Raw genomic sequence first — 23,603 nt, 5'->3', positions numbered from 1 at the left:
TGCCGGTCCGGTCCGGCACCCTCGGTGGGGTGGACTGGGTGTTGGTGCTCGCCGGCTGCGGCATCGGGATCATCGTCGGGCTGACCGGGATGGGCGGCGGGGCGCTGATGACCCCGATGCTGGTCATCTTCTTCGGTGTCCCGCCGCTCGCCGCCGTCTCCAGCGATCTCGTGGTCAGCGCGGTCATGAAGCCGGTCGGTGGGCTGGTGCACATCCGACGGCGGACCGTGCACTGGTCCCTGGTCGGCTGGCTCTGCCTGGGCAGCGTGCCGAGTGCGTTCGCCGGCGTCCTGCTGCTGCGGGCGCTCGGTGACGGCGAGAGTCTGCAGCAGGGCATCAAGGTGGCCCTCGGAGTGGCGCTGCTGCTGGCCGCCGCCGGCCTGGTGTTCCGCACCTACACCCGGATGGTCGAGCACGCCGCCCGCCGCCGGGCCGTCGCCGCCGGCACCGAGCCGGTGGTCGCCGACACGGCCGAGGCCCCGCTGAAGGCCCGCCCGCTGCCCACCGTGGCGATCGGCGCGGTCGGCGGGCTGATCGTCGGGATGACCAGCGTCGGCTCCGGCTCGCTGATCATCATCGCGCTGCTGATGCTCTACCCGCTGCTGCGCCCGGCGTTCCTGGTCGGTACCGACCTGGTGCAGGCGGTCCCGTTGGTGATCGCCGCAGCCCTCGGGCACCTGCTGTTCGGCGACTTCCGCCTCGACCTGACCGCCTCACTGCTGCTCGGCGCGGTGCCGGGGGCCTGGCTCGGTGCCCAGCTCTCCTCCCGGGCCCCGGGCGGACTGGTCCGCCGGGCGCTGACCCTGGTCCTGCTGGCCAGCGCGCTCAAACTGCTCGGCACACCGGACATCGCCCTGCTGGTGCTGCTCGCGGTGGTCGTGGTCGCCGGCTCGATCGGCTGGATGGCCGCCCGCCGCCGGCACGGGCTGCCCGCCCTGGCCCGGACCGAACTGCGCCGCGACGACCCGGCGCGGTCAGGACGGCTGCCAGGGGCCGCTGACGAACCGGCCGTCGACGTCGAACGGGTACGGGTTCGGTAGGCAACCACCCAGGTCGGTCGTCTGCAGCCCCATCACCGGGGCCAGTTGGCCCGCACCGGCGCACCCCATGTGGTCGAAGCCCAGGTAGTGGCCGACCTCGTGGTTGATCACACTGGTCTGGTACTCGTCGATGGTCACCGGGTAGCCGTCGGCCCCCTGCAGCCACCGCCGCAGGTTGATCATTATCGTGGTGCCGGCCCGGCAGGAGAAGACGCCTGCGGTGTCCAGCCCGGCCTGGCCGCACAGCCGGTCGACGGTCTGCGGGGTGGCCAACCGGATCCGGACGTCGTAGCTGTCCCCGCCGACCCGTCGGAACGACCAGGACGCCTGGTTCAGCCCGACGCTGCGGTCGGTCACCGGATGGAACGCCGACTCGGTCCAGCCCTGTGACGCGGCGAGGATGCCGTCCACCCGGTCGGCGAACCGGCCCACCGTCCACGGCTCCAGGTCGCCCCAGTCGACGTCCCGCTCGACCTCCACGCGGTAGGTGACGATCCGGGTGCCGATGCCGATCCGGCCCGGCGACCCGGCGGCGGCGTCGAAGCTGCCGGCACCGGAGCGGGGGATCGCCGAGTCCGGTGGTGTCGTCGGCGTCGGGCTGGGGGTGGGGCTCGGTGGCGCGGTGCTCGGTGGCGCGGTGCTCGGCGTGCCGTCGCCGGGGACGGCCTGGCCGCCCGCCGCGCCCGGTGCCGGCTGCCACACCGGCGTCGCGGGAGCGGTTCCGCATCCCACCAGGACGCCGGCAGCCAGCAGCGCCGCCAGTAACCCGGCGGTCGTGCCCCGATTTCGCCCGATGTCCACAGCTGTCACTCCCCTCGGTGACGTCAGGCCACCCCATCACAAGACGGATCCGGCGTTGCAACGGGTGAGTGCACAGGTCCAGATGGCAGGAACACTAGGCGGTTGCCGCGTGGCGGACGTTGGCTAAGGTCGATCGGTGCACCGGATCGACGACACCGCGCCGGCGGCCCGCTGGGAGGACGCCTTCCTCACCGGCAACGGCGAATACGGGCTGATGGTGTACGGCGACCCGGTCGCGGAGCGGATCGTGGTCAACCATCACCGGTTCGTGCTGCCCAACGGCACCCGCGACCGGCGGCCACCGGAGCTGGCCGGCGTCATCGAACAGGTCCGTGACCTGATCCTGGCCGACCGGCGGGCCGAGGCCGGCCGGCTGCTTGCCGGCGGGCGGCAACTGGAGTGGACCCAGTCCTACCACCCCGGGTACGCGTTGACCATCGACGCCGTCGGGTTCCGCTCCAGCCCGGTGCCGCCGGTCGGCTACCGGCGTACCACCGATTTCAGCACTGGCGAGGTCAGCGCGACCTGGGACGGCGACCGCGCCCGGCGGGCCTTCGTCTCCCGCGCCGACGCGGTCGCGGTGGTGGCGCTCGCCGCCGGGCCGTGCCTGCTCGGCGCGACCGGCGACCTGCCCGGCCGGCCGGCCGAGGTCGGCTACGACGTCGCGGCCTACCGGCACGACGGTTACGCCGTCCTGCGGGTCCGGGGCAGCTACCCGCCCGGGCTCGGCGCGTACGGGTTCGAGGGGCTGACCCTGGTGGTCGGTGACACCGAGATCGCCGGCGACCGGATCCGGGTCGCGGGGGACGCGCTGACGCTGACCGTGCTCGACCGCTACGACGCACCCGGCTGGGGCACCGGGGCGCTGCACGCCCGACTGGCGGCGCTGGCCGGCCACGACTACGACCGGCTGCTACGACGCCACGTCACACTGCACGCACCGATGTACCAGCGGGTCAGCCTGCGGCTGCGCGTCGACGAGGCCGACCGGCACCGGCCGGTCGGCCAGTTGCTCGACGCGCAGCGCGCCGACGACCAGCGACTGTCACCGGCGCTGCTGGAGCGGCTGTTCCACGCCGGCCGGTACCTGCTGATCAGCTCCAGCGGTGTGCTGCCGCCCCGGCTGACCGGTCTCTGGCTGGCCTCCTGGGACGCGGCCTGGGCCGGTGACTTCACCACCGACGCCAACCTCAACCTGCAGATGGCCGGGGCCGCGATCGGCGCGCTGCCGGAGGTGACGGCGGCGTACCAGCGGCTGATCGCCGGCCAGGTCGACGACTGGCGGCGCAACGCGCGGGCGGTGTACGGCGGCCGGGGCCTGCTCGCACCGGGCCGCACGGACGGCGAACACGGCCACCTGTTCCACTTCTGCGACGACTGGCCGTGGCCGGCCTGGCTGCCCGGGGCCGACTGGCTGCTGTATCCACTCTGGGAACATCACCTGGTCACCGGCGAGCCGCTGGGCGCGGCCGCCGGATGGCTGGTCGAGGCGGCCGAGTTCTTCGCCGACTTCCTGACCCGGGTCGACGACGACGGGCGGTTCGTGATCGTGCCGTCGTTCTCCGGTGAGACCGGCCCGCTCGACGAAGACCGGCCGGTCTACCTGGCGGTGAACGCGACGATGGACATCGCCGCGGCCCGGCACGCGATGGGCGTGGCCGGCGCGCTGACCGGCTCGCCCGAGTGGGCGGAGCTGGCCGCGCGGCTGCCGGACTACCTGGTCGACGACCGGGGGGCGCTTGCCGAGTGGGCCTGGCCCGGCTACCGGGTCGATGACGACCATCGGCACGTCAGCCACCTCTACCCGGTGTGGCCGCTGCACGAGATCACCCCGGACGGCACGCCGGAGCTGGCCCGCGCGGCACACCGGGCACTGGCCGTACGCGGTGACGAGAACCTGTCCGCGCACGGCAGCCTGCACCGGGCGCTGGTCGCCGCCCGGCTACGCGACGCCGACGGGGTCGCCGCCAACCTGCGGAAGATCGTTTGTACGGACATGTTCTTCCGGTCGTTGATGAGCGCGCACAACCCGGGGCTGCAGACGTACAACGCAGACGCCGCGCACGCGCTGCCCGGCGTACTGATCGAGGCGCTGGTCGACTCGCGGGTCGAGCTGGCGGACGGGTCGGTGGCTCTGCACCTGGTGCCGGCCTGGCCGGCGCAGCTGCCCGGCGGCACCCTGCGGGGGGTCACCTGCCGGGGGCGGATCACCGTCGAGGAGCTGACCTGGGACGCGGCCTCGGTGCGGGTCCGGCTCCGTTCGGCGCTCACCCAACGGGTCATGGTCACCAGTCCGTACGGGGTGCTGCCGGTCGACCTGCCCGCCGATGAGCCGGTGACCCTGGACCTGCATACTTAGGGAATGCTTACCTCACTTCGGCGCGGTCGAGGTGAGGTCGTCGACCGGTCGGTGACCGACGGTGGGCGTAGATTCACGATCGGTCGACGGCTCGGTGGGTTGCTGGTCGCCGTCGCGCTGCTGGCCGGCACCATCTTCGCCAGCCTGGCCCTCGGCGCCCGCGACATCACCCTGCCGATGGTGCTCGACGCACTGACACACCGCGATCCGACGGTCAACGACCACGTGGTGATCTGGGACCTCCGGCTGCCCCGGACCGTGATCGGGCTGCTCGCCGGGGCGGCCCTCGGCCTGTCCGGTGCGCTGATGCAGGGGCTCACCCGCAACCCGATCGCCGACCCCGGGCTGCTCGGCGTCAACGCCGGGGCCTCGCTCGCCGTGGTCGTCGCGATCACCTGGCTCGGAATCGGCACCACCGTCGGCTACATCTGGTTCGCCTTCGCCGGGGCGGCGCTGGCCGCACTGGCCGTCTACGGCGTGGGGTCACTGGGCTGGGGCGGGGCGACCCCGGTGAAACTGGCCATCGCCGGCTCCGCGTTGACGGCGGTTCTCACCTCGCTGATCACCCTGGTGCTGCTGACCAACCTGCAGACCTTGGAACGCTACCGGTTCTGGCAGGTCGGCTCGCTGGTCGGGCGGGACCTGTCGGCCGCCCGTACGGTGCTGCCGTTCCTGTTCGTCGGCGCGGTGCTCGCGGTGGCCTCCGGCCGGCTGCTCAACGCGCTCAGCCTCGGCGACGACGTCGCCCACGGGCTCGGGCAGCACGTGGTCCGCGACCGGGCGTCGATCCTGCTGGCGACCGTGCTGCTCTGCGGGTCGGCGACCGCGCTCGCCGGCCCGATCGTCTTCGTCGGTCTGGTCGTGCCGCACGCCGCCCGGTGGATCACCGGCCCCGACTACCGGTGGATCCTCGCCTACAGTCTGCCGCTGGGCGCGACCCTGCTGCTGGCCGCCGACGTGGTGGGCCGGCTCGTCGCCCTGCCCGGGGAGGTCGAAGCCGGCCTGGTCGCGGCGTTCCTCGGCGCTCCGGTGCTGATCGCCCTGGTCCGCAAGGCCCGGATGGCCGCGGTATGAAGGCATGGATGGCTGCGGCATGACCGTCACCGGAACCCGCCACGTCGAGGGGGAGTTGCCGGCGCTGCGTCGACTGCGTCGGCGTCGCCGCGTCCGGGCCGCCGTGGTGGTGTCGACACTGACGGTGGTCGCGCTGCTGCTGGCGGCGCTCAGTCTCAGCCTCGGCTCCTACCGGGTCGCGCCCGACGATCTGCTGCGGACGCTCGCCGGGCAGGGCACCGGCCGCGACGAGTTCATCATCCTCGACCTGCGGCTGCCCCGGCTGGTCGCCGGGATCCTGACCGGGGCGGCGTTCGGCCTCGCCGGCGGGATCTTCCAGACGGTGCTGCGCAACCCGCTGGCCAGCCCGGACATCATCGGTGTCACCGGCGGCGCCAGTGTCGCGGCGGTGGCCGCGCTGACGGTGTTCGGCGTCGGCAGCCTGGGGGTCTCGGTCGCGGCGTTCGTCGGCGCGACCGGTACGGCGGCCGCCGTCTACCTGCTGTCCTGGCGGGGTGGACTGACCGGATACCGATTCGTGCTGGTCGGCATCGCCGCCGCGTTCATGGCCCATGGAGCGCTCGGCTATCTGTTGACCCGGGGTGAGGTCCGCGAGGCGCAGACCGCGCTGGCCTGGATGGTCGGCAGCCTGGGTGCCGCCCGGTGGACGGAGATCGTCGTCCTGGCGGTCACCCTGGGCGCGCTCGCCGTGGTGCTGCTGGTGGCGAGGGCGACGCTGGAGCTGCTGCAGTTCGGCGACGACACCGCCACCGGCCTGGGGGTACGGCTGGAGCGCGGCCGGATCGTGCTGCTCGCGGTCGCGGTGACGCTCGCGGCGGTGGCGACGGCGACGACCGGGCCGATCGCGTTCGTGGCGTTCGTCGCCATGCCGATCGCCCGGCGGTTGATGCGCTCCGGCGCTCCCGTGCTGCTGCCGGCCGCGCTGGTCGGCGTGGTGGTGGTGACCGGGTCGGACCTGATCGCCCAGCATCTGCTGCCCGGCAACGTGAAGGCGCCGGTGGGGATCGTCACGGCGGTGCTCGGTGGCCCGTACCTGCTGTGGTTGCTGACTACCACGGGCCGGGACGGGCGCGGGGCCTGATCCGGTACGGGCCGGTATCACGGCTGGGTAATCGCGATTACATAGGCTAGCCAAACCTAACAAAGCCATGGTTGCATGGGTCGACTCGCGGACCGACCGCGCCTGTAGGAGAGACAGTGAACAGCAGAACACTCAGCCGCGTCCTTGTCGCCGTACCGCTCGCCCTGACCCTGGGCCTGGCCGCCTGCTCCTCCGGCGACGACTCCACCGGCGACACCGACAACGGTGGCGGCGACGCCGGTTTCCCGGTGACCATCCCGCACGCGTTCGGCGAGACCACCATCGACGACACCCCGACCCGGGTCGTCGCGTGGGGCTGGGGCAGCGCCGACGCGGCCATCGCCCTCGACGTGGTGCCGGTGGCCATCCCGTTCCAGAGCTACGGTGGCGACGCCAACGGCGTACTGCCGTGGATCGCCGAGAAGCTCGACGAGACCGGCGCCGAGGTGCCCACCGTCCTGCCGGACGCCCAGGAGCCGCCGTTCGACGAGATCGCCGCCGCCGAGCCCGACCTGATCCTGGCTGTCTACTCCGGCATCGACCAGGAGCAGTTCGACCTGCTCAACAAGATCGCGCCGACCGTCGCCTACCCGGACGAGGCGTGGGCCACCCCGTGGCGCGACCTGATCACCACGGTAGGTACCGCGCTCGGCAAGAGTGCCGAGGCGCAGGCGCTGCTCGACGACATCGACGCCCAGATCGCCACCAAGGCGCAGGAGAACCCGCAGCTGGCCGGCAAGAGCGTCGCGATGGTCTGGGACTCCGCCGGCACCTTCTACGTCTACAAGGAAGCCGACCCGCGGGTCGAGTTCGCCCTCGACCTGGGCATGACCGGTGCCCAGAGCGTCAACGACCTCGGCACCGACGAGTCGACGTTCTACTTCACCATGAGCTACGAGCAGCTCGACCAGCTCACCTCGGACGTTCTGGTCTCGTTCGCCACCACCCAGGAGGAGCAGGACGCCTTCCTGGCCTCGCCGGCCGCGCAGACCATGCCGCAGGTCCAGTCCGGCGCGGTCGCCTCGCTGGTCGGGGCCGAGTTCATCGCCTCGGTGTCGCCGCCCACCGCGCTGTCGGTGACCTGGGGGCTCGACGAGTACGTCGCCGCCCTCGCCGCCGCCGCAGAAAAGGTCGACGCCACCTCCTGACCGCCACCTCCCCGACGTGACCGCCACCTCCCCGACGATCTTGCGCTTATCGAGAAGATATGTCCACTTTGTCTAACGATAAGTGCAAGATCGTCGGGATCTTGGAGGGTGCGGTCAAGGGTCAGAGCTGGTAGCGCCAGATGGTGATGCCGTCAGCTCCGCTGCGGCAGACGATCGTGGTCTCGTCGGCGACACATCCGCCGACGGGGCCGGGCACGACACCGACGAGGCGTACCGCCCGGGTCGTCGGCGCCAGCAGCGCGAGCCAGGCCGGGCCGTCCTCCACCGGCTGGCGGTAGCCGACGAACGTCGCGTCACCCCGCCCCTCCAACTCGGTGTACCAGGCGCTCAGCGGCAGCAGCGTCTGCCCGGTCACCGGGTCGACGATCCGGCCACTGCCCGCCCCGGCCCCGCTGCTGGTGCTGTCGCCGCCGGCGCCCCCACTCGCGCCACCGTCGGCACCACCGCTGGCACCGGAACCGCCCTCTGCCCCCGGCACACCCGCCACGCTGTACGCCACCAGATAGCTGTCGAAGTCGACGACCAGGTCCGCGTCGATGCGCCACACCGACTCCCCGGTCAGGGGATCGACCGCCTCGATCTGCGGGCCGGCCGGGAAACAGATCAGCCCGCCACACTCGGTGATCCGGCCGGGTCCGTACCGCACCGGCCGCTGCCAGAGCCGCCGCAACGTCGTGGGGTCGTAGCCGGCCACCCCCAACTCGCCGCCACTCGACTGCCGCAACACCAGCGCGCCGGCCATGCTGTCCGGCCGGGAGACCGCACCCAGATCGGCGGTACGCAGTAGCGCGCCGGTCCGCCCGTCGCGGACCTCGGCCCGCCCGTCGCCGCCGATCAGCAGTGCCTGACCGCCCGGCCCGGCGAGCACCTCGGTCGAGGCCGCCAACCCGCTGCTCCACAACTCGTCGCCGCTGCCGATGTCGACGGCGACCACCGTCGACGCGGTGCCTGCGGATTCGCCCGGCTCCAGGAGCAGGGCGGTCCGGCCGTCGTCGGTCAGGGTCAGCCCGCTGCGCGCCACCCACCGGGTCGAGCCGGTGTCGGCGTCCAGCACCAGGGTCGCGCCGCTGCCCGGCCCGGAGCGCGGGTCGACCAGCACCACGTCACCGGTACGGCGTACCTGTCGCAGCCGCCAACTCGCCGCGTCGAACGGCACCGTCCACAGCAGGTCACCGGCGGGTATCGCGTACGCCGCCAACTGCCAGACCGTCGCCGACCCCTGTGGGGCGGCCGAGGTGACCAGCAGGCGGTCCCCGGCAAGCACGATGTCGCGGGCCGCGACCTGGTGAGCGGCGACCTGGACGAGCAGCGGCCCGCTGGGCACGGCCGCCCCGGTCAGCCCGAGCAGCAGCGCCAGACCGACACCGACCGCGAGCGGGCGCGCCCGCCGTACGCCATGTGGTGAGCGCCACCACCGGCCGGTTGGTGACGGCGACGGCGGCCCGGGTTCGCGGGCCAGCCCCAGCTCGATGACCATGCGCTCCACACTCTTCCCTGTCGCGGCGGGTGTCCAGCGGCCGGGCGCGACGAACCCGTCGACCATACTTACGGTATGGACGACGTCCCGGCTCATCCGCCCCGGCGTACCCGCTGGTGGCATCGCAAACTGGCTGTGCTCGCCGCCGCCGTGGTCGGCGTGGCGCTGCTGGTCACCGGCAGCGGCTACTGGATCCGGTGGTCGGCGGCCGCGCACGTCTACGACCTGGCGGACGTGCCGGCCGCGCCGGTCGCCCTGGTCCTCGGCGCGCAGGTCCGCCCGGACGGTACGCCGTCGGAGTTCCTGGCCGGCCGGCTGGAGGTGGCCCGGCGACTGGTCGAGGCCGACCGGGTGCGGGCGGTGCTGGTCTCCGGTGACCACCGGGAATGGGACTACGACGAGCCGGGTGCGATGCGGCGCTGGTTGATCGAGCGGGGCGTGCCGGCGGAGCGGATCGTGCAGGACCACGCCGGGCTGGACACCTACGACTCGTGTCTGCGGGCACGGCAGGTATTCGGCGTACGGCAGGCGATCGTGGTGACGCAGAGTTTCCACATCGACCGGGCGGTGACGGTCTGCCGGCGGGTCGGGGTCGACGCGGTCGGCGTCGGCGACGATTCGGTACGCCGCTTCGAGCGGGCCTGGCGGTGGGGGGCGTTCCGGGAGCGGTTGGCGGCGGTCAAGGCCGCGTACGACGTGCTGGTCGGCCGGGAACCGGCGCTGCCCGGCCCCCGCGAGTCCAGTCTCGACGACGCCCTGCGGAGCTGACCGCACCCGGTGGGTCGCGTGCCGCCGGAGGCGACCAGCGGCACCGGCGTCGCGACCGTGGCCACCGGCACCGGCACCGGCACCGGCACCGGCACCGGCACCGGCGTCGCCGGCGCCGCTCGGCGCAACGCGCCGGCCGTTCGTCGCCGGAGTTCCGGCGGACGCCTCCGAGGTATCTACATTGATTTTCGTAGATATCTCGGAGGGAGTTCTCCATGACCGTGTCCATTCGTCGATGTACGGCGGTGTTGGCGGCGGTGCTGTTCGCCGCCACCACCCTGCTGGTCGGTACCAGCGTCCACGCTCAACCGGCCGCCCCGGTCCGGGTGATGCCACTCGGTGACTCGATCACCGACGGCTTCAACGTGCCCGGTGGCTACCGCATCGACCTGTGGCAGAAGTTCCAGGCCGGCGGCCACTCGGTGGATTTCGTCGGCTCCCAGTCCAACGGGCCGGCCAGCCTGCCCGACCGCAACCACCAGGGCCACTCGGGCTGGCGGATCGACCAGATCGACGCCAACATCGTCAACTGGCTCCGGGCGTCGAACCCGCAGACGATCCTGCTGCACATCGGCACCAACGACATCACCCAGAACCGTGACCTGCCGAACGCCCCTAACCGGCTCGCCGCGCTGATCGACAAGATCACCACCAACGCGCCCGACGCGTACCTGTTCGTGGCCACGATCATCCCGGCCGGCTTCAGCGACGCCCAGATCCGCAGCTTCAACGCGGCCATTCCGCAGATCGTGCAGAGCCGGGCGAATGCCGGCCGCAAGGTGTATCTGGTGAACATGTACGCCGCACTGACCACTGCGGACCTCGCCGACGGTGTCCACCCGAACGCCACCGGGTACAGCAAGATGGCCACCGCCTGGTACAACGCGCTGACCGCCGTACCGGGCAGCCTCAACCCGGGTGGGGTCACCCCGTCGCCGACCACACCGGGGCCGACCACCACGCCGGACACCTCGCCCGCGCCGTCCACCCCGCCGCCGGTGACGACACCACCGCCGGGCGGTGGCGGCTGTACGGCCACCGTGTCGCTCAACCAGTGGAACGGCGGCTTCGTCGCGACCGTACGGGTGACCGCCGGCGCCGCCGGCACCAACGGCTGGACCGTCGCGATGACCCTGCCCGGCGGGGCGGCCGTCACCAACGCCTGGAACGCCGACCGCAGCGGCAACAGCGGCGCGGTGCAGTTCCGCAACGTCAGCTACAACGGCCGGATCGCCGCCGGAGGGTCGACCGAGTTCGGCTTCCAGGGCACTGGCAGCGGGTCCGGCATGACCCCGTCCTGCACCGCGAGCTGAACCGACGTCCGTACCGGGGTGGGTGAGTGGACCGTCCGGCATCGCCCACCCCGGGTGGCGGTCGCGTACGGATGGCGGACCAGTCGGGCACCGGTGACGGATCAGTCGCGCGCCGGGCCGCGCACGGCGGCGCCGGTGGCCAGCGGAGGCCAGGCGTTGGCCAGCAACCGCTGGAAGTACGCCGGGAACCAGTCGCCGGCTGGCGGCGCACCGGGCAGCGCGCCGGTGTCGTCCGTGCCGGCGTAGTCCGGGTGGCATCTCGGCTCGTACGGGTGGAACGCGTTGCCCCAGGTGCCGGAGCCGTCCGAGGTGCCCGGTGCGGTGGCCCACACGTACGCGTCGATGCCGGATGCCGGTGCGGCCACCGGCCGTACGCCGATGCCCGCATCCGTCTGGTTGCACCAGGTCGTCACCTGGGCCCGCCGGTCGAGCCGGCCGGCCTCGACGTACTCCTCGGCGCTGGTCCGTGGACCCGGCCCGCTCGGGCGCTCGGGCCCGCCCCAGCCGTTGCGGGACGTGTCGACCAGCATGCCGGCTCCTCGGGGGAACCCGGCGGCGGTCAGTCGGTGCCGCATCGCGGCCAGGTACGGCAGCACGTCGACGAAATCACGTCCGGCCACCCAGCTGCTGTGGGTCCGCACCGGCTCGCCGTTGATCACGTCGCGGGTGCGGAAGTACTTCTCCCGCAGTACCGAGTAGTTCCCAACGTTGGCGATGAAGCCGTGTACCAGGTCGGGAGTGGCACCCGACGCGTCGGCCGCGAACTCGAGCAGCGACACCAGGTCGGCCAAGTCCGATGACCGGCCGAGCTGCCCAGGATGACTCACGTCCAGGTACGGATAGACGTTGGGCAGCGGACCGAGCTGCGCCAGGGCGTAGCCGATGCCGAGCGGGTAGCTCCCGTACGCCAGCACCTGGTCGCAGCCGAAGGTGGCGTCCGGTCGCGGCGAGGTGTGGGTGACCAGATTGGCCAGCGAGTTCGGCTCGATGATGGTGACGATCCGTAGTCGGGCGTACGCCGGGTCGGCGAGGATCTGGCTGATCGGGTCGACGAACTCCGCCCGGTAGCGGGGTAGCTCGTCATAGGCGAGCTCGCCGGTGGAGGCCAGCCGTTCGCAGTCGCGGCCCGGCAGGTTGTGCAGGACGAGCTGGATCAGGTCGGCACCCTGGCGCAGTGCCTCGTCGAGGTGCTCACGCAGGCCCATCCGGTCGTCGGCGCCGTCGATGGCGGCGATGCGGTCCAGGCGTACGGCGGTCGGTTGGTCGGCGACCAGGTGGCCGCCCGGCTCGCCAGCGGCCAGTGCCGACCACTCGGGGTTGACATAGACCCGAGCGCCGGCGTACGGATTGTTCACTTTCGCCTGATGTCGGGCGGCCGCGTGACTGGGTCCGGCGGTGGCTGCGACGGCTCCGGCCAGGACTACGGCGATGGCGACGGAGGCGGCCGGCACCGCGCTGAAGCGGGTGGCCCACGAGGACCATTGCTGAGCTATCATATCGACAAGTGTCGATTAGAGGGCTCTCTTTGGCCAGTGTCCGACGCGGGAGCCCGTGATCGGGCACCGTCGTTGCCGCCGTCAGTAGTAGCCCTTGCGGCCGTCCAGCAGTTCCCGGATGACGTCCAGATGCCCGGCGTGCCGGCCGGTCTCCTCGACCATGTGGATCAGCATCCAGCGCAGCGACGCCGCCGCCGACCCGAAGTCCGGGTGCCGGCCGGTCTGCTCCAGCGGGTGCGCGGCGACGATCTCGTTCGACCTGGCACACTGCCGCTGATAGTCGGCCAGCAGATGGGCCAGCGGCACACCGTCGACCATCATGTCTGCGTCCTCACGGGTCTCGTCGAACTGCGGCCCGTCGGCCGGCCCGCCGAGGAACAACACCTCGAACCAGGTCTGTTCCACCCAGCGCAGGTGCGACACGATCCCGGCGACGGTCATCAGCGGTGACGACGGCAGCAGCGCCCGGTGGGCGTCGGCATCCGACAGCCCTTCGCACTTGAAGTGCACGATCGCGCGTTGCATGTCGAGCCAGCCGACCAACTGGGTGCGCTCGTCGGCGTCGAACGGCGGACGGATGCGGGGAAGCGCCATGGCGGTCAGGCTAACGGCCACGGCGCTTTCCTCACAGTGGGTTTACCTCAGGGGGTGGTGGTGCAGGCCCATGGTGTCCAGGCGGAGTATCCGGCGGCGTTGCAGGAGCGGATGTTGAAGCACAGGTAGGTGCCGGGGGTCAGCCCGGTCCAGGTGTAGGAGGTGGTGTTCGCCGGGGTAGCGCGGAAGGTCACCCAGGGCTGCAGGCGACTACGCCTGCCTGGCTCCCGAAGAGTCGTGGACCGACGTCGAGCCCGCCTCCGAGTATGAAATCGTTGCTCAGTAGACCGATTACCTTGATATGCTGAGCTTCGTTCGCGATCCTGGCGAGTAGGTTGTGATAGGCGAAGGTAGCGTCGCAGCCGGTCGGTGACGCGCCACCTGCCGCCCGGAGGTCGATACGGATCCAGTTGGTCTGCGCAACAAGCCCCGGATCATTGAAGAATAGATTGATCGGCGTGGTGAGCTGGCAGGTGTTCAGGTCGATGACCTGCCCAAACTGGAGGCACTGGGCATCGGTTCCCTGTGCGGATGCGTCTCGTGCTGGTCCGGCTACGACGAGCGTGGTGGCGAGAAGCGCGGTGATCGCAACTGCGGTCAATCTGGTCGACAGGCGGGATGGGGCGCGAGCGGCAGCGGCAAGGGTCGTCTTTCTTCGCCGTGTCGATCTCCCGGACAATGGGGCGAGATGGGACAGTGCAACCCAATTGTGCGCTGGTTGGGAACCATCGCTTCTGACCTTTTGGCGGAGGTGGCCGAGTAATTGCCGGTGCCTGGCGCGTCGGCAGGAACCTGGTGCGGTGGCCTTTGGAACACCACCGCACCAGGTCTCGGCTGCGAAAGGATCAGCTGGTCAGGTAACCGAGCAGGCCCTCGACGATCTGTCCTTCGCAGTTGCTGGTAGTGGAGTCGAAGTGGTCCCCACTGGACATCCGGCACCGGCGTACCGTCAGGTACGACCCGGCAGGCGGCGAGGTGTACGCGTACCCGATCAGGCCGATGACCCGCTGGCCTTCACAGTTCGCGTCCAGCGACGTCATGTGGTCCCAACCGGAGACGAGACACTGGTAGAGCGGGCGGGTGCCGGCCTCCGGACTGGTGCGGACCGATCCCAGCGGGCCCTCCCGCTGGTATCCGGCGACCGAGGTGGCGGTGCTGCTGATGTGGTCCCGGCCGTTCCAGAAGCGGTAGACCACCGAGGCCGGCGGCGGGGGACCCTGGGCGACGAACAGCAGCAGGTTCGGCGACCCGGATCCCGGGTTGGTGATCTTGCTCGGGGTGGCGGTGCCGAGCAGTGCCGTCGCCACCTGCGCCGGGGTCAGGCTGGGGCTGGCGGCGAGCAGCAGGGCTGCCGCCCCGGCCACGTGTGGGGCGGCCATCGAGGTGCCGCTGATGGTGTTGGTGGCGGTGTCGCTGGTGGACCAGGCCGAGGTGATCGCTTCACCTGGGGCGAAGACATCGGTGCAGGTGCCCCAGTTGGAGAAGGACGCGCGCGCGTCGGTGCGGGTGCTCGCGTTGACGGTGATCGCCTCGGCGACCCGGGCCGGGGTGAAACCGCAGGCGTCGGCGTTGCTGTTGCCGGAGGCGATCGTGTAGACGACACCGTCGGCGATCGAGTTGCGGACCGCGTTCTCGACGGTGGCGTTCGTCCCGGCACCACCCAGACTCATGTTGGCCACCGCGGGTACACCCGGCGCGTGGTGGCCCGTCACCCAGTCGACGCCGGCGGCGACTCCGGCGAAGGAGCCTGAGCCGGCGCAGTTGAGCACCTTGACGGCGACCAGGCTGACCGCCTTGGCGACGCCGTACTGGGATCCGCCGATGGTGCCGGCGACGTGGGTGCCGTGGCCGTTGCAGTCGGTGTTGTTGCCGTCCCCGGTGGTGTTCGTGCCCCAGGAGGCCCGTCCGCCGAAGGTGGTATGGGTGGTCCGGATGCCGGTGTCGACGACGTAGGCGCGCACGGTCGACGCCGTCGTCGGGTAGGTGTAGCTGTTGTTCAGCGGCAGATCCCGCTGGTCGATCCGGTCCAGGCCCCAGGACGGCGGGCTGGGCTGGGTGTCGGTCACCTGCACCAGACCGTCCTGCTCGACGTGGGCTACGCCGGGCCGGGCGGCGATCCGGCGTGCGGCCGACTCGCTCATCGTCGCGGCGAAGCCACGCAACGCGTGCGAGTAGACGTGCCGGACCTTTGCGCCGTACCGCGCCGCGAGGTCGGTGGTGTGCGCTCGGTTGGCCGCGCCGGCGGTGTCGGCGAAGACGACGAGATAGCTGCCCGGGATCGCGCCGGGGCGGTCCGCCCCGAGGATCTCGCCGGGGGCGGCGAAGGCGGGTGACGCGGTAGCCGAGATCAGCATGGCGGCCGCTGCGGCCACCGCCCCCTGTCTGGTCATCCTGCTGCGCCAGGACGGACGGGATCCACTCATCTGCATTTCCCTTCTCGAGGCGTCGACGATCGTCGACCGGCCTGTACTGCGGTTGTGCCAACCGGAGGCAGAAGCTGATCAGGTGATTCGGTCACGCTGACCACAAACTGCTGAGAAGAAAGCCGAAATGACGTGATTCGTTTTGATCAATACCGCTACCAGAAAGCAGATTATCCGAGGCCAACTCGAATGTCTAGAGTCGAGTGCGAAGTGGACTGTTGGGGTGGGATACCCAGAAATCCGGTATGCCGGCCGGTCTGCTCCGGCGGGAGCGCGACCGCCGGGCGTGGTGCCGCCGGGCGTGGTGCCGCCCGGCACCGCCAGCCGCAAAGTTTTCGAATCAGGCTCCACCCGGGCCGGCCGGAGCCACTACACATTGAGTCATGACGAAGCACACCGCAGCCCGTACGAACGCCAGCCACCGCGCCGTCCGCCTGCTGATGCCGGCCGTGGTGCTCGCCGCTCTCGCCGTCGACGGCCCGGACCTCGCCCATCGGGACATGGCGGCGCCGAACCCGACCTCCGTCACCGGCGTCGCCGACCTGGACCTGCGGGTGTCCAGCGACTGGCCCTGGTGAGCCGGTGGTACGCGGGGCCGGTCCCGGCGACTACGCCGCGACCGGCCCGCACGGTCACCCCGCCATGTCGTTGACCTCCCGCCAGATGCGGCTCGCCCGCCGGTACGCGGCGGCACCTTCGGCGAGCTGGGCCGCCCGGCGCAACTCCGCCACCGCCTCCTCCGTACGTCCGCACCGGTGCAGCGCACGCCCCAGCGCCACCGCGAACCGGACCCGTTCGATGCCGGGCAGGTCCGCCTCGGGCACCGACTCGGCGATCGCCAGGGCCCGCTGCGGATCACCGGTCGCCAACGCGTACCGCATCTCCAGACTGGCCACGGCGGACGGTGCCGCAGCGGTCTCGGCCGCCGCGATGGCCGCGCGGGCGGCGACCATGTGCGCGGTGATCTCTCCGACGTCGGCCTCGGCGTCCATCAACGCGGAAACCGCGGCCACGGCGAACCGGGCCCAGTCCCGTAGCGACGTGGTCGGACTGGTCAGCATCGCGCGGGCCGCCCGCAGATGCTCCAGGGAGCGGTCCACCTCGCCGACCCTGGCCATGGCGATGCTGGCCACCCAGTGTGCGCGGCCCAGGATGGCCGGGCCCGCCAGCCGGTCCGCCATCGCCAACATCCGGTCGACGATCCGGGTCACCTCGACGCCGCCGCCGGCGTCACTGAGTACGGAAATGTGCACCGCGAGCAGCCGGATGTGTTCGCTGCCGTCGACGAAGGCCGTGCCGGCGATCTCCCGCTCCGCCTGCTCGATCTGGGTGAAGGCGTCGGCGAGCCGGCCCATGTCGCGGGCCGCGCTGGCCAGTGCGATCCGGGTCCGCACCAGCGCTTCGGGCACCCCGACCTGCTCGGCGACCTCGACCAGCTCGGTGAGCAGTTCGTAGCGCGCCGCTCGGTCGTTGCGCTGCTCAAGGACCCGGTCCAGGGCCAGCCCGTGGCTGAGCGTGGCGATGGCCCGCCCGGTCCTGCGGGCCGCCAGATAGGTCTCGGTGAGAACCTGCGCGGCGTGGTCGAGGTCGCCCTGTTCCATGGCACTGACCGTGATCATCTCGCGGGCCAGCTCCTCGGCGGCACCCGGCTCGGTCAGCCGCGAGTCGGTCGCCGGCCGCTCGGTCGGCCCGGCCAGCGAGCGTGACCCGGCCGGCGACAGGGACCCGGCCGGCGACAGGGGCCCGGCCGAGGGCCTCGGTCCTGCGGACCCGGCCGGGTCGGCCGCGCCGGACATCACCTCCAGCGGTACGCCGAGCATCTCGGCGAGGTGGCTGACGACGTCCGGTGTGGGCACCCGCGCCCCGGATTCCAGCAGCGAGATGTAGGACTGGTTGACGACACCGACGGCGAGTTCGCGCTGCGACATGCCGCGCTCGGTGCGCAAGCGGCGCAGTCGGTGCCCGAACTCGGGCTGCACAATCTGCATTGCCATGCGGTTCCTTCGATGCGTGCCACGTGCGGTCGACCGCATGCCCCGGCCGGCCAGGGAGCACGATACGCGGCCGGCGGTGGACCGAGGACCGCGTACGGCGAGCGCCCGGCGTCGAGGGCCGGAACGAATCGGAGCGATCCGCCGTCCCGCAGCGATCGAATCGCAGTTCATGGTTCTATTTCAGCTAAATCGGTACGTCATGACAACCTCGTCATCAAAGATTTCAAACCGGGGCAGCTCTGCGCTGCTGGCCGACTGATTGCTGGCCGAGTGACTGCTGGCCGAGTGACTGCTGGCCGAGTGACTGCTGGCCGAGTGACTGCCGGTCGGCCGCCTGCTGGAGCAACCGTCGCAACACCGACCGGGCGGCCGCCACGCCACAGCGGGCCGCCAGCGCCGGTCGGCTCGCCGCCGCGAGCCGGGCCGCCAGCGCATCGTCGCGCAACACCCGCACCAGCGCGGCGGCGAGCTCCTCGGCGGTCTCCCCGGCCAGCACGTCCCGGCCGGGTCGCAGCCCCATCCCCTCGAACGCCACCGCGGTGCCGACCACCGGAACCCCGTACTCGACGGCCTCGCCGACCTTGCCCTTGACGCCTGCGCCGTAGCGCAGCGGTGCCACCGCGACCCGGGCCCGCGCGTAGACGGCCCGTAGGTCGGGGACCCAGCCGTGTACGGTGACCGCCGTCCCGGCCAGCGTGGCCACCTCCGGCGGTGCGCCGTCGCCGACCAGGTCGACCACGGCCGTCGGCACCCGCGCGCGGACGGCCGGCAGCACCTCGGCGCACAGCCACCGGGCGGCGTCGACGTTCGGCTGATGGCGGTAGTTGCCGACGAACAGGATCCGGGCGTTGTCCGCCGGTGGCCGGACCGGGCCGTCCGGCTGGTGGATGTTGGACAGCACCGCCACCGTCGCCGTGGGCACCGCCGCGGCGACGAGCTGCCGCTCGTCGTCGGAGACCACCAGCGTGACGTCGCACTCGGCGGCGAGCATCAGCTCCACGGCCCGCATGCTCTCCGCCCGGGCGCGCAGCGCGTACCGGTCGGCCGAACCTGCCTCCCGCGCCAGCGCGGCCTGCCGCCCGAGCCGATGGAAGTGCAGGTCCACCGTGTCGTAGGCGATCAGTGCCCGGGGCGCGGCGTCGCGTACCGGCCCGAGCATCGCGACGGCCGGTTCGGGGCGGCACAGCAGCGCCAGCGCGATCCGGTGCCCCTGTTCGGCGAGGAACCGGTGCTGTTGGGTCCGGTCGGACACGACGCCCACCCCGTCGCGGCGCAGCCGCTCGGCGTACGCCGACGGGGCCGTCGGGTGCATCGGGAAGAACAGCACCTGGCGGCCGAGGCCGCGCAACTCGTCGATGACGCGCCGCAGCCGTAGTGAACCGGAGTCCCGATCAGGCGTCGGCAGCTGGTGATCGACGATGAGGACGATCCCGTCGGCGGACATCGGGGTTTCAGCTCGCCGCGAACAGGGTGACGAGCTGCGCCGTACCCAGACCGTGGAAAGCGTCCCGCAGCGGCCCGGCAGCCCACCCGGTCTTCGCGATCTGGGCCGCGCGGGCCCTGGTGGCCTCGTTGTCGGCACCCGGTACCGCGCCGATGCCGTGCAGGATCGTGATCAGTACGCCGGTCTCCTCGTCGGGCTCGGCGCCGTGCAGCGCGGTGGTGATCGCCTCGCGTACCACCCGCTCCCGGGTGCCGTCCCCGGCCGGCCAGGTCGTCGTCTTCAGCAGGCCGAGCACCCGTTGCTCCTGCTGGCGGATCGCGCCGTCGGCGGCCAGCAGCTCCAGCAGCGGCTGCCAGCAGTCGTGGCCGAGGTTCTCCGCCGCCCAGCCGACCTTCAGCGGCTTCGGGGCGAGCTTGCCCAGCGCGGTGTCCAGCGCCGGGTCGCCGGTCGGCGCGGCATCGACGACCTGCACCCGGGCCTCGCGGGCGTCGTCGGCGGCGGCGATGGTCACCCGGCCGGCCCGGACCAGGTCGAGCAGCACCGCGCTGCCCACCGCGCGGTAGCGGCGTCCGGTGTCGACGGTGCTGCGACCAGTGGCGTCGTCGAGCAGTAGCAGGACGAGGTTCTCGGCCAGACGGGACATGTCATCTCTCCTCGTGGTGAGTGGACGGTGGTTGCCGATGAAGGGGTCACGCGGTCCGGCGGCGCAGCGCGCGGTCCCGGCGCTCGGACATGATGGACCCCGACTCGCGCCGGGCGGCGTAGCGCAGCACGATCGGCGCGGCGACCAGACCGACCACGCTCCAGGCACCGAGCGCCGCGACCGTCTCCCAGTGCCGCCAGGAGTTGCCGATCTCCACGGCGAGCGCGGTCTCCGGCAGCAGCGCCGACCGGGCCGCCAGCCCGAGCCAGTAGAGCGGGAACGCCTGCGCGACGACCTGCAGCCAGGCAGGGAAGCCGGACACCGGGTAGAAGATGCCGGAGACGATGGCGAGGGCGAAGACCGGCAGCATCACCAGGCCGATGCTGCGCGGGCTTTCGATCAGTGACCCGATGACCGCGCCGAGCGGCAGCATCGCCAGCAGGCCCAGCGGCAGCACCCACAGCAGCGTCGCCCAGCGGCCGGGTTCGTGCAGCCGGAGACCGTCGACGAGCAGCGCGCCGGCACCGAGCACCATGACCCAGGCGAAGGCCACCATCGCCGAGATCAGCACGATCTTGCCGATCAGGTACGACAGCATCCCCTGCGGCAGCGCCTTGAGTCGCAGCAGGGTGCCGTCCTCACGCTCGACGACCAGCTGCTGGGCGAGCATCAGCAGACCGTTGAACCCGACGCACATACTGAGCAGGCTGGGTAGCACGAACGCGGCCACGGACAGGTCGGTGCCGGCGAGCAGGTCGTCGCGCATGAACCAGATCGGGGCCAGCAACCCGACCAGCCAGGCCAGGTTGCTGGCCAGGTCCTGGCCGTTGGTGAGTACCTGCCGCAGCTCGGTGAGACCTCGGCGCAGGCCCAGGCCGACGGCGTGCACGGTCGGGTTCATCGGATGCCCTCCGCATCGTGTACCAGTTTCAGGTAGATGTCCTCCAGGCTGGGCCGGTGCACCCGCAGGTCCTGCACGTCCGCGTCGGAGCACAGCAGCGTGCGGACGAACCCGGAGACGTCGGCCGAGCGGGCGCTGTGCGCCCTGCCGCCGACGGTCCAGGTGATCTCGGCGGCACCGTCCAGCTTGCCGGCCAACTCGTCGAGGGTGCCGCTGGCGACGATCCGGCCGCCGGCCAGGATCAAGATCCGGTCGGCAAGCTTCTCGGCTTCCTGCAGGTCGTGGGTGGTCAGCAGGATCGACATCTGGGTGTCGGCGAGCCCGCGGACCAGCTCGTGGAACTCGTGCCGGGCCTGCGGATCGAAGCCGGCGGTGGGTTCGTCCAGGAACAGCACCCTCGGGCGGCCGACGATGCCGACCGCGATGTCCAGCCGGCGGCGTTGCCCGCCGGAGAGGGTGGCGACCGGTTGACGGGCGTGCGCGTCGAGTCCGACGGTGGCGAGCAGGTCGTCGACGTCCCACGGCCCACCGCCGTCGCCACCACCGTCGCCACCAGAGGCGGCGTCGGCGGCGGCGCGAGCGTACGGCCGGTAGAACGACGCGAAGTGGGCCAGCAGTTCCCGTACCCGCCACTTGCCATGGTCACGCCAGGACTGCAGGACGATGCCGAGCTGCGAGCGCCACCGCTCGTCGCCGTGCGCCGGGTCGGTGCCGAGCACCGAGACCTCGCCGCCAGAGCGGATCCGGAAGCCCTCCAGTACCTCGATGGTGGTGCTCTTGCCCGCGCCGTTGGGCCCGAGCAGGGCCACGATCTCGCCGGGGCCGACGGTGAAGTCGATCCCGTGCAGCACCTGCCGCTGGCCGTAGCTCATCCGCAGGCCCTGTACCTGCACCACCGCCGTGACCGGGCCGTGCGCTCCGGGGTCCGCCGCTGCGGGCGTCGCGGGCGCCGCTGGTGCCGGTGTCGCCGTCGTTGGTGTCGCTGTCGTGGTCACGCCGCGTGTCCTTTCCGGTGTCGGTCCAGATGTTCGCCCGGGTGGGGGGTCCGCCGGTCCGCCGGTAGGTGTGCCTCGACGATGTCGGCCGCGGCCCGGGCCCCGCCGGCCGCTTCGATCTCGGCCCGCATCGCCGCGAGCGCCTGGCGGACCCGGTCGCTGGTCACGACCGCGTCGACCGCGTCGCGGACGGCGTCGGCGGAGAACGCCTCCGGGCGGACCGTCCGGCCCAGGCCGAGGGCCTCGACCCGGGCGGCGGTGACGAAGTGCTCGACCCCCTGCGGCACGACCACCAGCGGAACGCCGTGGCTGAGCCCTTCCAGGACGCTGCCGGTGCCGCCGGCGGTGACGAACACCGAGGCCTGTTCGAGCACCCGCACCTGGGGCACCCACCGGTGCACCTCGACGCCGGCCGGCAGGTCGCCGAGCCGGGCGGGTTCGACGTCGCCGCCGGTGGCGACCACCACGTGCCATCCGTCGGCGTGCAGGGCGTGCGCGCACCGGGCGAGAACGTCCGTACGACGGTTGTAGGTCGTGCCGAGCGACACGAACGCGACCCGTCGCCCGGGAGGTGCGCTCCAGTCCCCGTCGGCGTCGCGCCGCCACCGCACGGGACCGACGAAGCGGTGGGCCGGGTCGGTCCGCTCCGCCTGGATCTGCAACGACCGGGGCATGGCCACCACGCAGGGCGTGACGGGTGGGGCGAGCCGGACCGGGGAGCCGATCAGCTCTTCGCTTCCGCGCGGGAACACATGTGTCGGCGAGAACTGGACCTCGGGAACCTGCCAGCGGGCGGCGAGCACCGGGGCGTGCGCGGTGACCGTGTCGTAGACGACCAGGTCCGGTCGATCGTCGGCGTATGCGGTGGCGATCTGCGGCAACGCGTGGTCGCGTTCCCGGCGGAACAATGCGGCGGCGGCCCGGCCGTCGTCGTCGGCGGCCAGCCAGGCCCCGTCCGGGCCGGCGGCGGGCAGGACCGAGCGGTACGGCACGGCTGTCGCCCCGGTCTCGGCGATCAGCGACTCGAAGCCGGCGCCGGTCGCAAAGCTCACCCGGTGTCCCCGCCGGGTCAACTCGGCGGCCACTCCGAGCATCGGGTTCACGTGTCCGTGCAGCGGGACCGACATGAACGCGATGTGCGCGACGGCGGGTGTCACTGTCGTTCCTCCGTTTCAGCCTCCGAGCGGGCCGACCGGTCAGCTCCGGGGCGGGGCCGACCGGTCAGCTCCGGGCGGGCGGGTGGTCGGTGTCGACGGCGGCGTCGGCGACCCGACGGAGCTCGGCCATGTGGGCGGTGAACACCGTTCTACCGAGCGGGGTCAGCGACACCCAAGCGTGGATTCGAGAATTCAATGGCTCTTTCCGGACGGTGACGTACCCCGCCTCCTGCAGCACCTTGAGCTGCTTGCTGAGCGCTGAGTCGCTCATGGACACCGCATCGCGCACCGCGGCGAAGGCCAGTGACTCGACCGGGTGCAGCATCGCGCAGATCTGCAGCCGGTGCAGGGGATGGATGATCTCGTTGAGCCCGGTGGTCACGCTGTCCGCCCCAGTTCCCGCAGCAGCGCCGCGTCGATCGCCCGGCCGGCGACGATGGCGAGCACCAGGACGAGCAGGCCGGTGGCGGCCATCGCGCCGGTCAGCCCGAGGCCCCATTCGAGGCCGAGTCCGGCGATGATCAGCACCGGCAGCGACGCGCCGAACTTGATGCTGATCCGGCGGGCGCCCGGGGTGGCGTGCAGTCGGTCGAGAGAGACGCCGGTGGCGTGGTTGGCCGCCTGGGCGACCACGATCGGTCCGATCAGCAGGCCGACGATCACGCCGTACGGAATCCAGTCCCAGCCGAGGGAGACCGAGGCGAAGGCGATCGCCAGGCTGAGGCCGAGTCCGGAGTGGAACCACCAGGGTGCGACGGCGCGGCGGGCGAGATCCTGGCGATCGGCGTCGATTCCGGCAAGTGCCTCGCGGGCCTGCCGTGGGTCCAGCTGTGCCATGACTCCTCCTTCTGTTTCCATGAAGGAAAGTCTAGAG

General features: G+C 71.8%; 23 protein-coding genes. 8 read left to right on the top strand and 15 right to left on the bottom strand.

All coding sequences use genetic code 11. The features are described 5' to 3' along the window. Positions 1–29: 29 nt before the first annotated feature. Positions 30–1,040: a sulfite exporter TauE/SafE family protein gene (locus O7623_RS14650; RefSeq protein WP_282229177.1), complete on the top strand. Its 1,011-nt coding sequence runs from the start codon at positions 30–32 to the stop codon at positions 1,038–1,040. Here O7623_RS14650 and O7623_RS14645 read toward each other — a convergent pair. Beyond that, positions 975–1,841 carry a DUF3152 domain-containing protein gene (locus tag O7623_RS14645; RefSeq protein ID WP_282229176.1) on the bottom strand — a complete coding sequence of 289 codons (867 nt, stop codon included), beginning with the start codon at positions 1,839–1,841 and terminating at the stop codon, positions 975–977. The genes O7623_RS14650 and O7623_RS14645 overlap by 66 nt on opposite strands. Before the next feature lie 136 nt (positions 1,842–1,977). Between O7623_RS14645 and O7623_RS14640 the strand changes: the two genes are divergently transcribed. From O7623_RS14640 to O7623_RS14625, 4 genes are all read left to right on the top strand, one after another. Then, positions 1,978–4,200, top strand: coding sequence for a glycoside hydrolase N-terminal domain-containing protein (locus tag O7623_RS14640; RefSeq protein WP_282229175.1), 2,223 nt, complete (start codon positions 1,978–1,980; stop codon positions 4,198–4,200). A 3-nt stretch (positions 4,201–4,203) separates the two neighbouring features. After that, positions 4,204–5,274, top strand: a complete 1,071-nt coding sequence (locus tag O7623_RS14635) for an iron chelate uptake ABC transporter family permease subunit (RefSeq protein WP_282229174.1) — start codon at positions 4,204–4,206, stop codon at positions 5,272–5,274. A 19-nt stretch (positions 5,275–5,293) separates the two neighbouring features. Beyond that, positions 5,294–6,355 (top strand): iron chelate uptake ABC transporter family permease subunit, encoded by a 1,062-nt coding sequence (locus tag O7623_RS14630; RefSeq protein ID WP_282229173.1) that lies wholly within the window; start codon positions 5,294–5,296, stop codon positions 6,353–6,355. Between the two features lie 116 nt (positions 6,356–6,471). After that, positions 6,472–7,503, top strand: coding sequence for an iron-siderophore ABC transporter substrate-binding protein (locus O7623_RS14625; protein WP_282229172.1), 1,032 nt, complete (start codon positions 6,472–6,474; stop codon positions 7,501–7,503). A gap of 121 nt (positions 7,504–7,624) precedes the next feature. Here the strand turns inward: O7623_RS14625 and O7623_RS14620 are convergent, their stop codons facing one another. Continuing rightward, complete coding sequence (locus O7623_RS14620) at positions 7,625–9,001, bottom strand: PQQ-binding-like beta-propeller repeat protein (protein WP_282229171.1); 1,377 nt, start codon at positions 8,999–9,001, stop codon at positions 7,625–7,627. A gap of 75 nt (positions 9,002–9,076) precedes the next feature. Between O7623_RS14620 and O7623_RS14615 the strand changes: the two genes are divergently transcribed. Both O7623_RS14615 and O7623_RS14610 read left to right on the top strand, forming a co-directional pair. Next, complete coding sequence (locus O7623_RS14615) at positions 9,077–9,769, top strand: ElyC/SanA/YdcF family protein (RefSeq protein WP_282229170.1); 693 nt, start codon at positions 9,077–9,079, stop codon at positions 9,767–9,769. Positions 9,770–9,984: 215 nt separating this feature from the next. Beyond that, on the top strand, positions 9,985–11,082 hold the full coding sequence (locus O7623_RS14610) for a cellulose binding domain-containing protein (RefSeq protein ID WP_282229169.1): 1,098 nt from the start codon (positions 9,985–9,987) through the stop codon (positions 11,080–11,082). A 101-nt stretch (positions 11,083–11,183) separates the two neighbouring features. Here the strand turns inward: O7623_RS14610 and O7623_RS14605 are convergent, their stop codons facing one another. From O7623_RS14605 to O7623_RS14585, 5 genes are all read right to left on the bottom strand, one after another. Beyond that, the gene (locus O7623_RS14605) at positions 11,184–12,578 is read right to left on the bottom strand and encodes a glycoside hydrolase family 6 protein (protein ID WP_282229168.1); all 1,395 of its coding nucleotides are present in this window, start codon (positions 12,576–12,578) and stop codon (positions 11,184–11,186) included. An 81-nt stretch (positions 12,579–12,659) separates the two neighbouring features. Beyond that, a complete protein-coding gene (locus O7623_RS14600; protein ID WP_282229167.1) occupies positions 12,660–13,172 on the bottom strand; it encodes a DinB family protein in 513 nt (170 codons plus the stop codon). 47 nt (positions 13,173–13,219) lie between these two features. Beyond that, complete coding sequence (locus O7623_RS14595; protein WP_282229166.1) at positions 13,220–13,366, bottom strand: fibronectin type III domain-containing protein; 147 nt, start codon at positions 13,364–13,366, stop codon at positions 13,220–13,222. Then, positions 13,363–13,773: a hypothetical protein gene (locus tag O7623_RS14590; RefSeq protein WP_282229165.1), complete on the bottom strand. Its 411-nt coding sequence runs from the start codon at positions 13,771–13,773 to the stop codon at positions 13,363–13,365. Before O7623_RS14590 ends, O7623_RS14595 begins: the two co-directional genes overlap by 4 nt. 244 nt (positions 13,774–14,017) lie before the next feature. Further along, positions 14,018–15,562 carry a S8 family peptidase gene (locus O7623_RS14585; protein ID WP_282229415.1) on the bottom strand — a complete coding sequence of 515 codons (1,545 nt, stop codon included), beginning with the start codon at positions 15,560–15,562 and terminating at the stop codon, positions 14,018–14,020. A gap of 416 nt (positions 15,563–15,978) precedes the next feature. Here O7623_RS14585 and O7623_RS14580 point away from each other — a divergent pair, with 416 nt between their 5' ends. After that, complete coding sequence (locus O7623_RS14580) at positions 15,979–16,173, top strand: hypothetical protein (RefSeq protein ID WP_282229164.1); 195 nt, start codon at positions 15,979–15,981, stop codon at positions 16,171–16,173. A gap of 54 nt (positions 16,174–16,227) precedes the next feature. On the opposite strand, the gene O7623_RS14575 is transcribed toward O7623_RS14580, so the two are convergent. From O7623_RS14575 to O7623_RS14540, 8 genes are all read right to left on the bottom strand, one after another. Next, positions 16,228–17,589 (bottom strand): helix-turn-helix domain-containing protein, encoded by a 1,362-nt coding sequence (locus tag O7623_RS14575; protein WP_282229163.1) that lies wholly within the window; start codon positions 17,587–17,589, stop codon positions 16,228–16,230. A 223-nt stretch (positions 17,590–17,812) separates the two neighbouring features. Next, positions 17,813–19,033, bottom strand: coding sequence for a glycosyltransferase family 4 protein (locus tag O7623_RS14570; protein WP_282229162.1), 1,221 nt, complete (start codon positions 19,031–19,033; stop codon positions 17,813–17,815). Positions 19,034–19,040: 7 nt separating this feature from the next. After that, the gene (locus O7623_RS14565; protein WP_282229161.1) at positions 19,041–19,676 is read right to left on the bottom strand and encodes a GPP34 family phosphoprotein; all 636 of its coding nucleotides are present in this window, start codon (positions 19,674–19,676) and stop codon (positions 19,041–19,043) included. A gap of 46 nt (positions 19,677–19,722) precedes the next feature. Then, the gene (locus O7623_RS14560; RefSeq protein WP_282229160.1) at positions 19,723–20,577 is read right to left on the bottom strand and encodes an ABC transporter permease; all 855 of its coding nucleotides are present in this window, start codon (positions 20,575–20,577) and stop codon (positions 19,723–19,725) included. After that, positions 20,574–21,449 carry an ABC transporter ATP-binding protein gene (locus O7623_RS14555; RefSeq protein WP_282229414.1) on the bottom strand — a complete coding sequence of 292 codons (876 nt, stop codon included), beginning with the start codon at positions 21,447–21,449 and terminating at the stop codon, positions 20,574–20,576. The genes O7623_RS14560 and O7623_RS14555 overlap by 4 nt, the downstream gene beginning before the upstream one ends. A 119-nt stretch (positions 21,450–21,568) precedes the next feature. Beyond that, positions 21,569–22,729 carry a nucleotide disphospho-sugar-binding domain-containing protein gene (locus O7623_RS14550; RefSeq protein ID WP_282229159.1) on the bottom strand — a complete coding sequence of 387 codons (1,161 nt, stop codon included), beginning with the start codon at positions 22,727–22,729 and terminating at the stop codon, positions 21,569–21,571. Positions 22,730–22,793: 64 nt separating this feature from the next. Next, positions 22,794–23,111 (bottom strand): transcriptional regulator, encoded by a 318-nt coding sequence (locus O7623_RS14545; RefSeq protein ID WP_282229158.1) that lies wholly within the window; start codon positions 23,109–23,111, stop codon positions 22,794–22,796. Continuing rightward, positions 23,108–23,566, bottom strand: coding sequence for a hypothetical protein (locus O7623_RS14540; RefSeq protein WP_282229157.1), 459 nt, complete (start codon positions 23,564–23,566; stop codon positions 23,108–23,110). Before O7623_RS14540 ends, O7623_RS14545 begins: the two co-directional genes overlap by 4 nt. Between the last annotated feature and the right edge of the window lie 37 nt (positions 23,567–23,603).

The organism is Solwaraspora sp. WMMD791, assembly GCF_029581195.1.
Taxonomy (GTDB): Bacteria; Actinomycetota; Actinomycetes; order Mycobacteriales; family Micromonosporaceae; genus Micromonospora_E.
This window is presented reverse-complemented; position numbering and strand designations above follow the sequence as displayed.

Coding starts and splice junctions, on each gene's coding strand:
- O7623_RS14635 (WP_282229174.1), top strand. CDS start 4,204: ATGCTTACCTCACTTCGGCGCGGTCGAGGTGAGGTCGTCGACCGGTCG.
- O7623_RS14630 (WP_282229173.1), top strand. CDS start 5,294: ATGACCGTCACCGGAACCCGCCACGTCGAGGGGGAGTTGCCGGCGCTG.
- O7623_RS14620 (WP_282229171.1), bottom strand. CDS start 9,001: ATGGTCATCGAGCTGGGGCTGGCCCGCGAACCCGGGCCGCCGTCGCCG.
- O7623_RS14615 (WP_282229170.1), top strand. CDS start 9,077: ATGGACGACGTCCCGGCTCATCCGCCCCGGCGTACCCGCTGGTGGCAT.
- O7623_RS14610 (WP_282229169.1), top strand. CDS start 9,985: ATGACCGTGTCCATTCGTCGATGTACGGCGGTGTTGGCGGCGGTGCTG.
- O7623_RS14605 (WP_282229168.1), bottom strand. CDS start 12,578: ATGATAGCTCAGCAATGGTCCTCGTGGGCCACCCGCTTCAGCGCGGTG.
- O7623_RS14600 (WP_282229167.1), bottom strand. CDS start 13,172: ATGGCGCTTCCCCGCATCCGTCCGCCGTTCGACGCCGACGAGCGCACC.
- O7623_RS14585 (WP_282229415.1), bottom strand. CDS start 15,562: ATGACCAGACAGGGGGCGGTGGCCGCAGCGGCCGCCATGCTGATCTCG.
- O7623_RS14580 (WP_282229164.1), top strand. CDS start 15,979: ATGACGAAGCACACCGCAGCCCGTACGAACGCCAGCCACCGCGCCGTC.
- O7623_RS14575 (WP_282229163.1), bottom strand. CDS start 17,589: ATGGCAATGCAGATTGTGCAGCCCGAGTTCGGGCACCGACTGCGCCGC.
- O7623_RS14570 (WP_282229162.1), bottom strand. CDS start 19,033: ATGTCCGCCGACGGGATCGTCCTCATCGTCGATCACCAGCTGCCGACG.
- O7623_RS14565 (WP_282229161.1), bottom strand. CDS start 19,676: ATGTCCCGTCTGGCCGAGAACCTCGTCCTGCTACTGCTCGACGACGCC.
- O7623_RS14560 (WP_282229160.1), bottom strand. CDS start 20,577: ATGAACCCGACCGTGCACGCCGTCGGCCTGGGCCTGCGCCGAGGTCTC.
- O7623_RS14555 (WP_282229414.1), bottom strand. CDS start 21,449: ATGAGCTACGGCCAGCGGCAGGTGCTGCACGGGATCGACTTCACCGTC.
- O7623_RS14540 (WP_282229157.1), bottom strand. CDS start 23,566: ATGGCACAGCTGGACCCACGGCAGGCCCGCGAGGCACTTGCCGGAATC.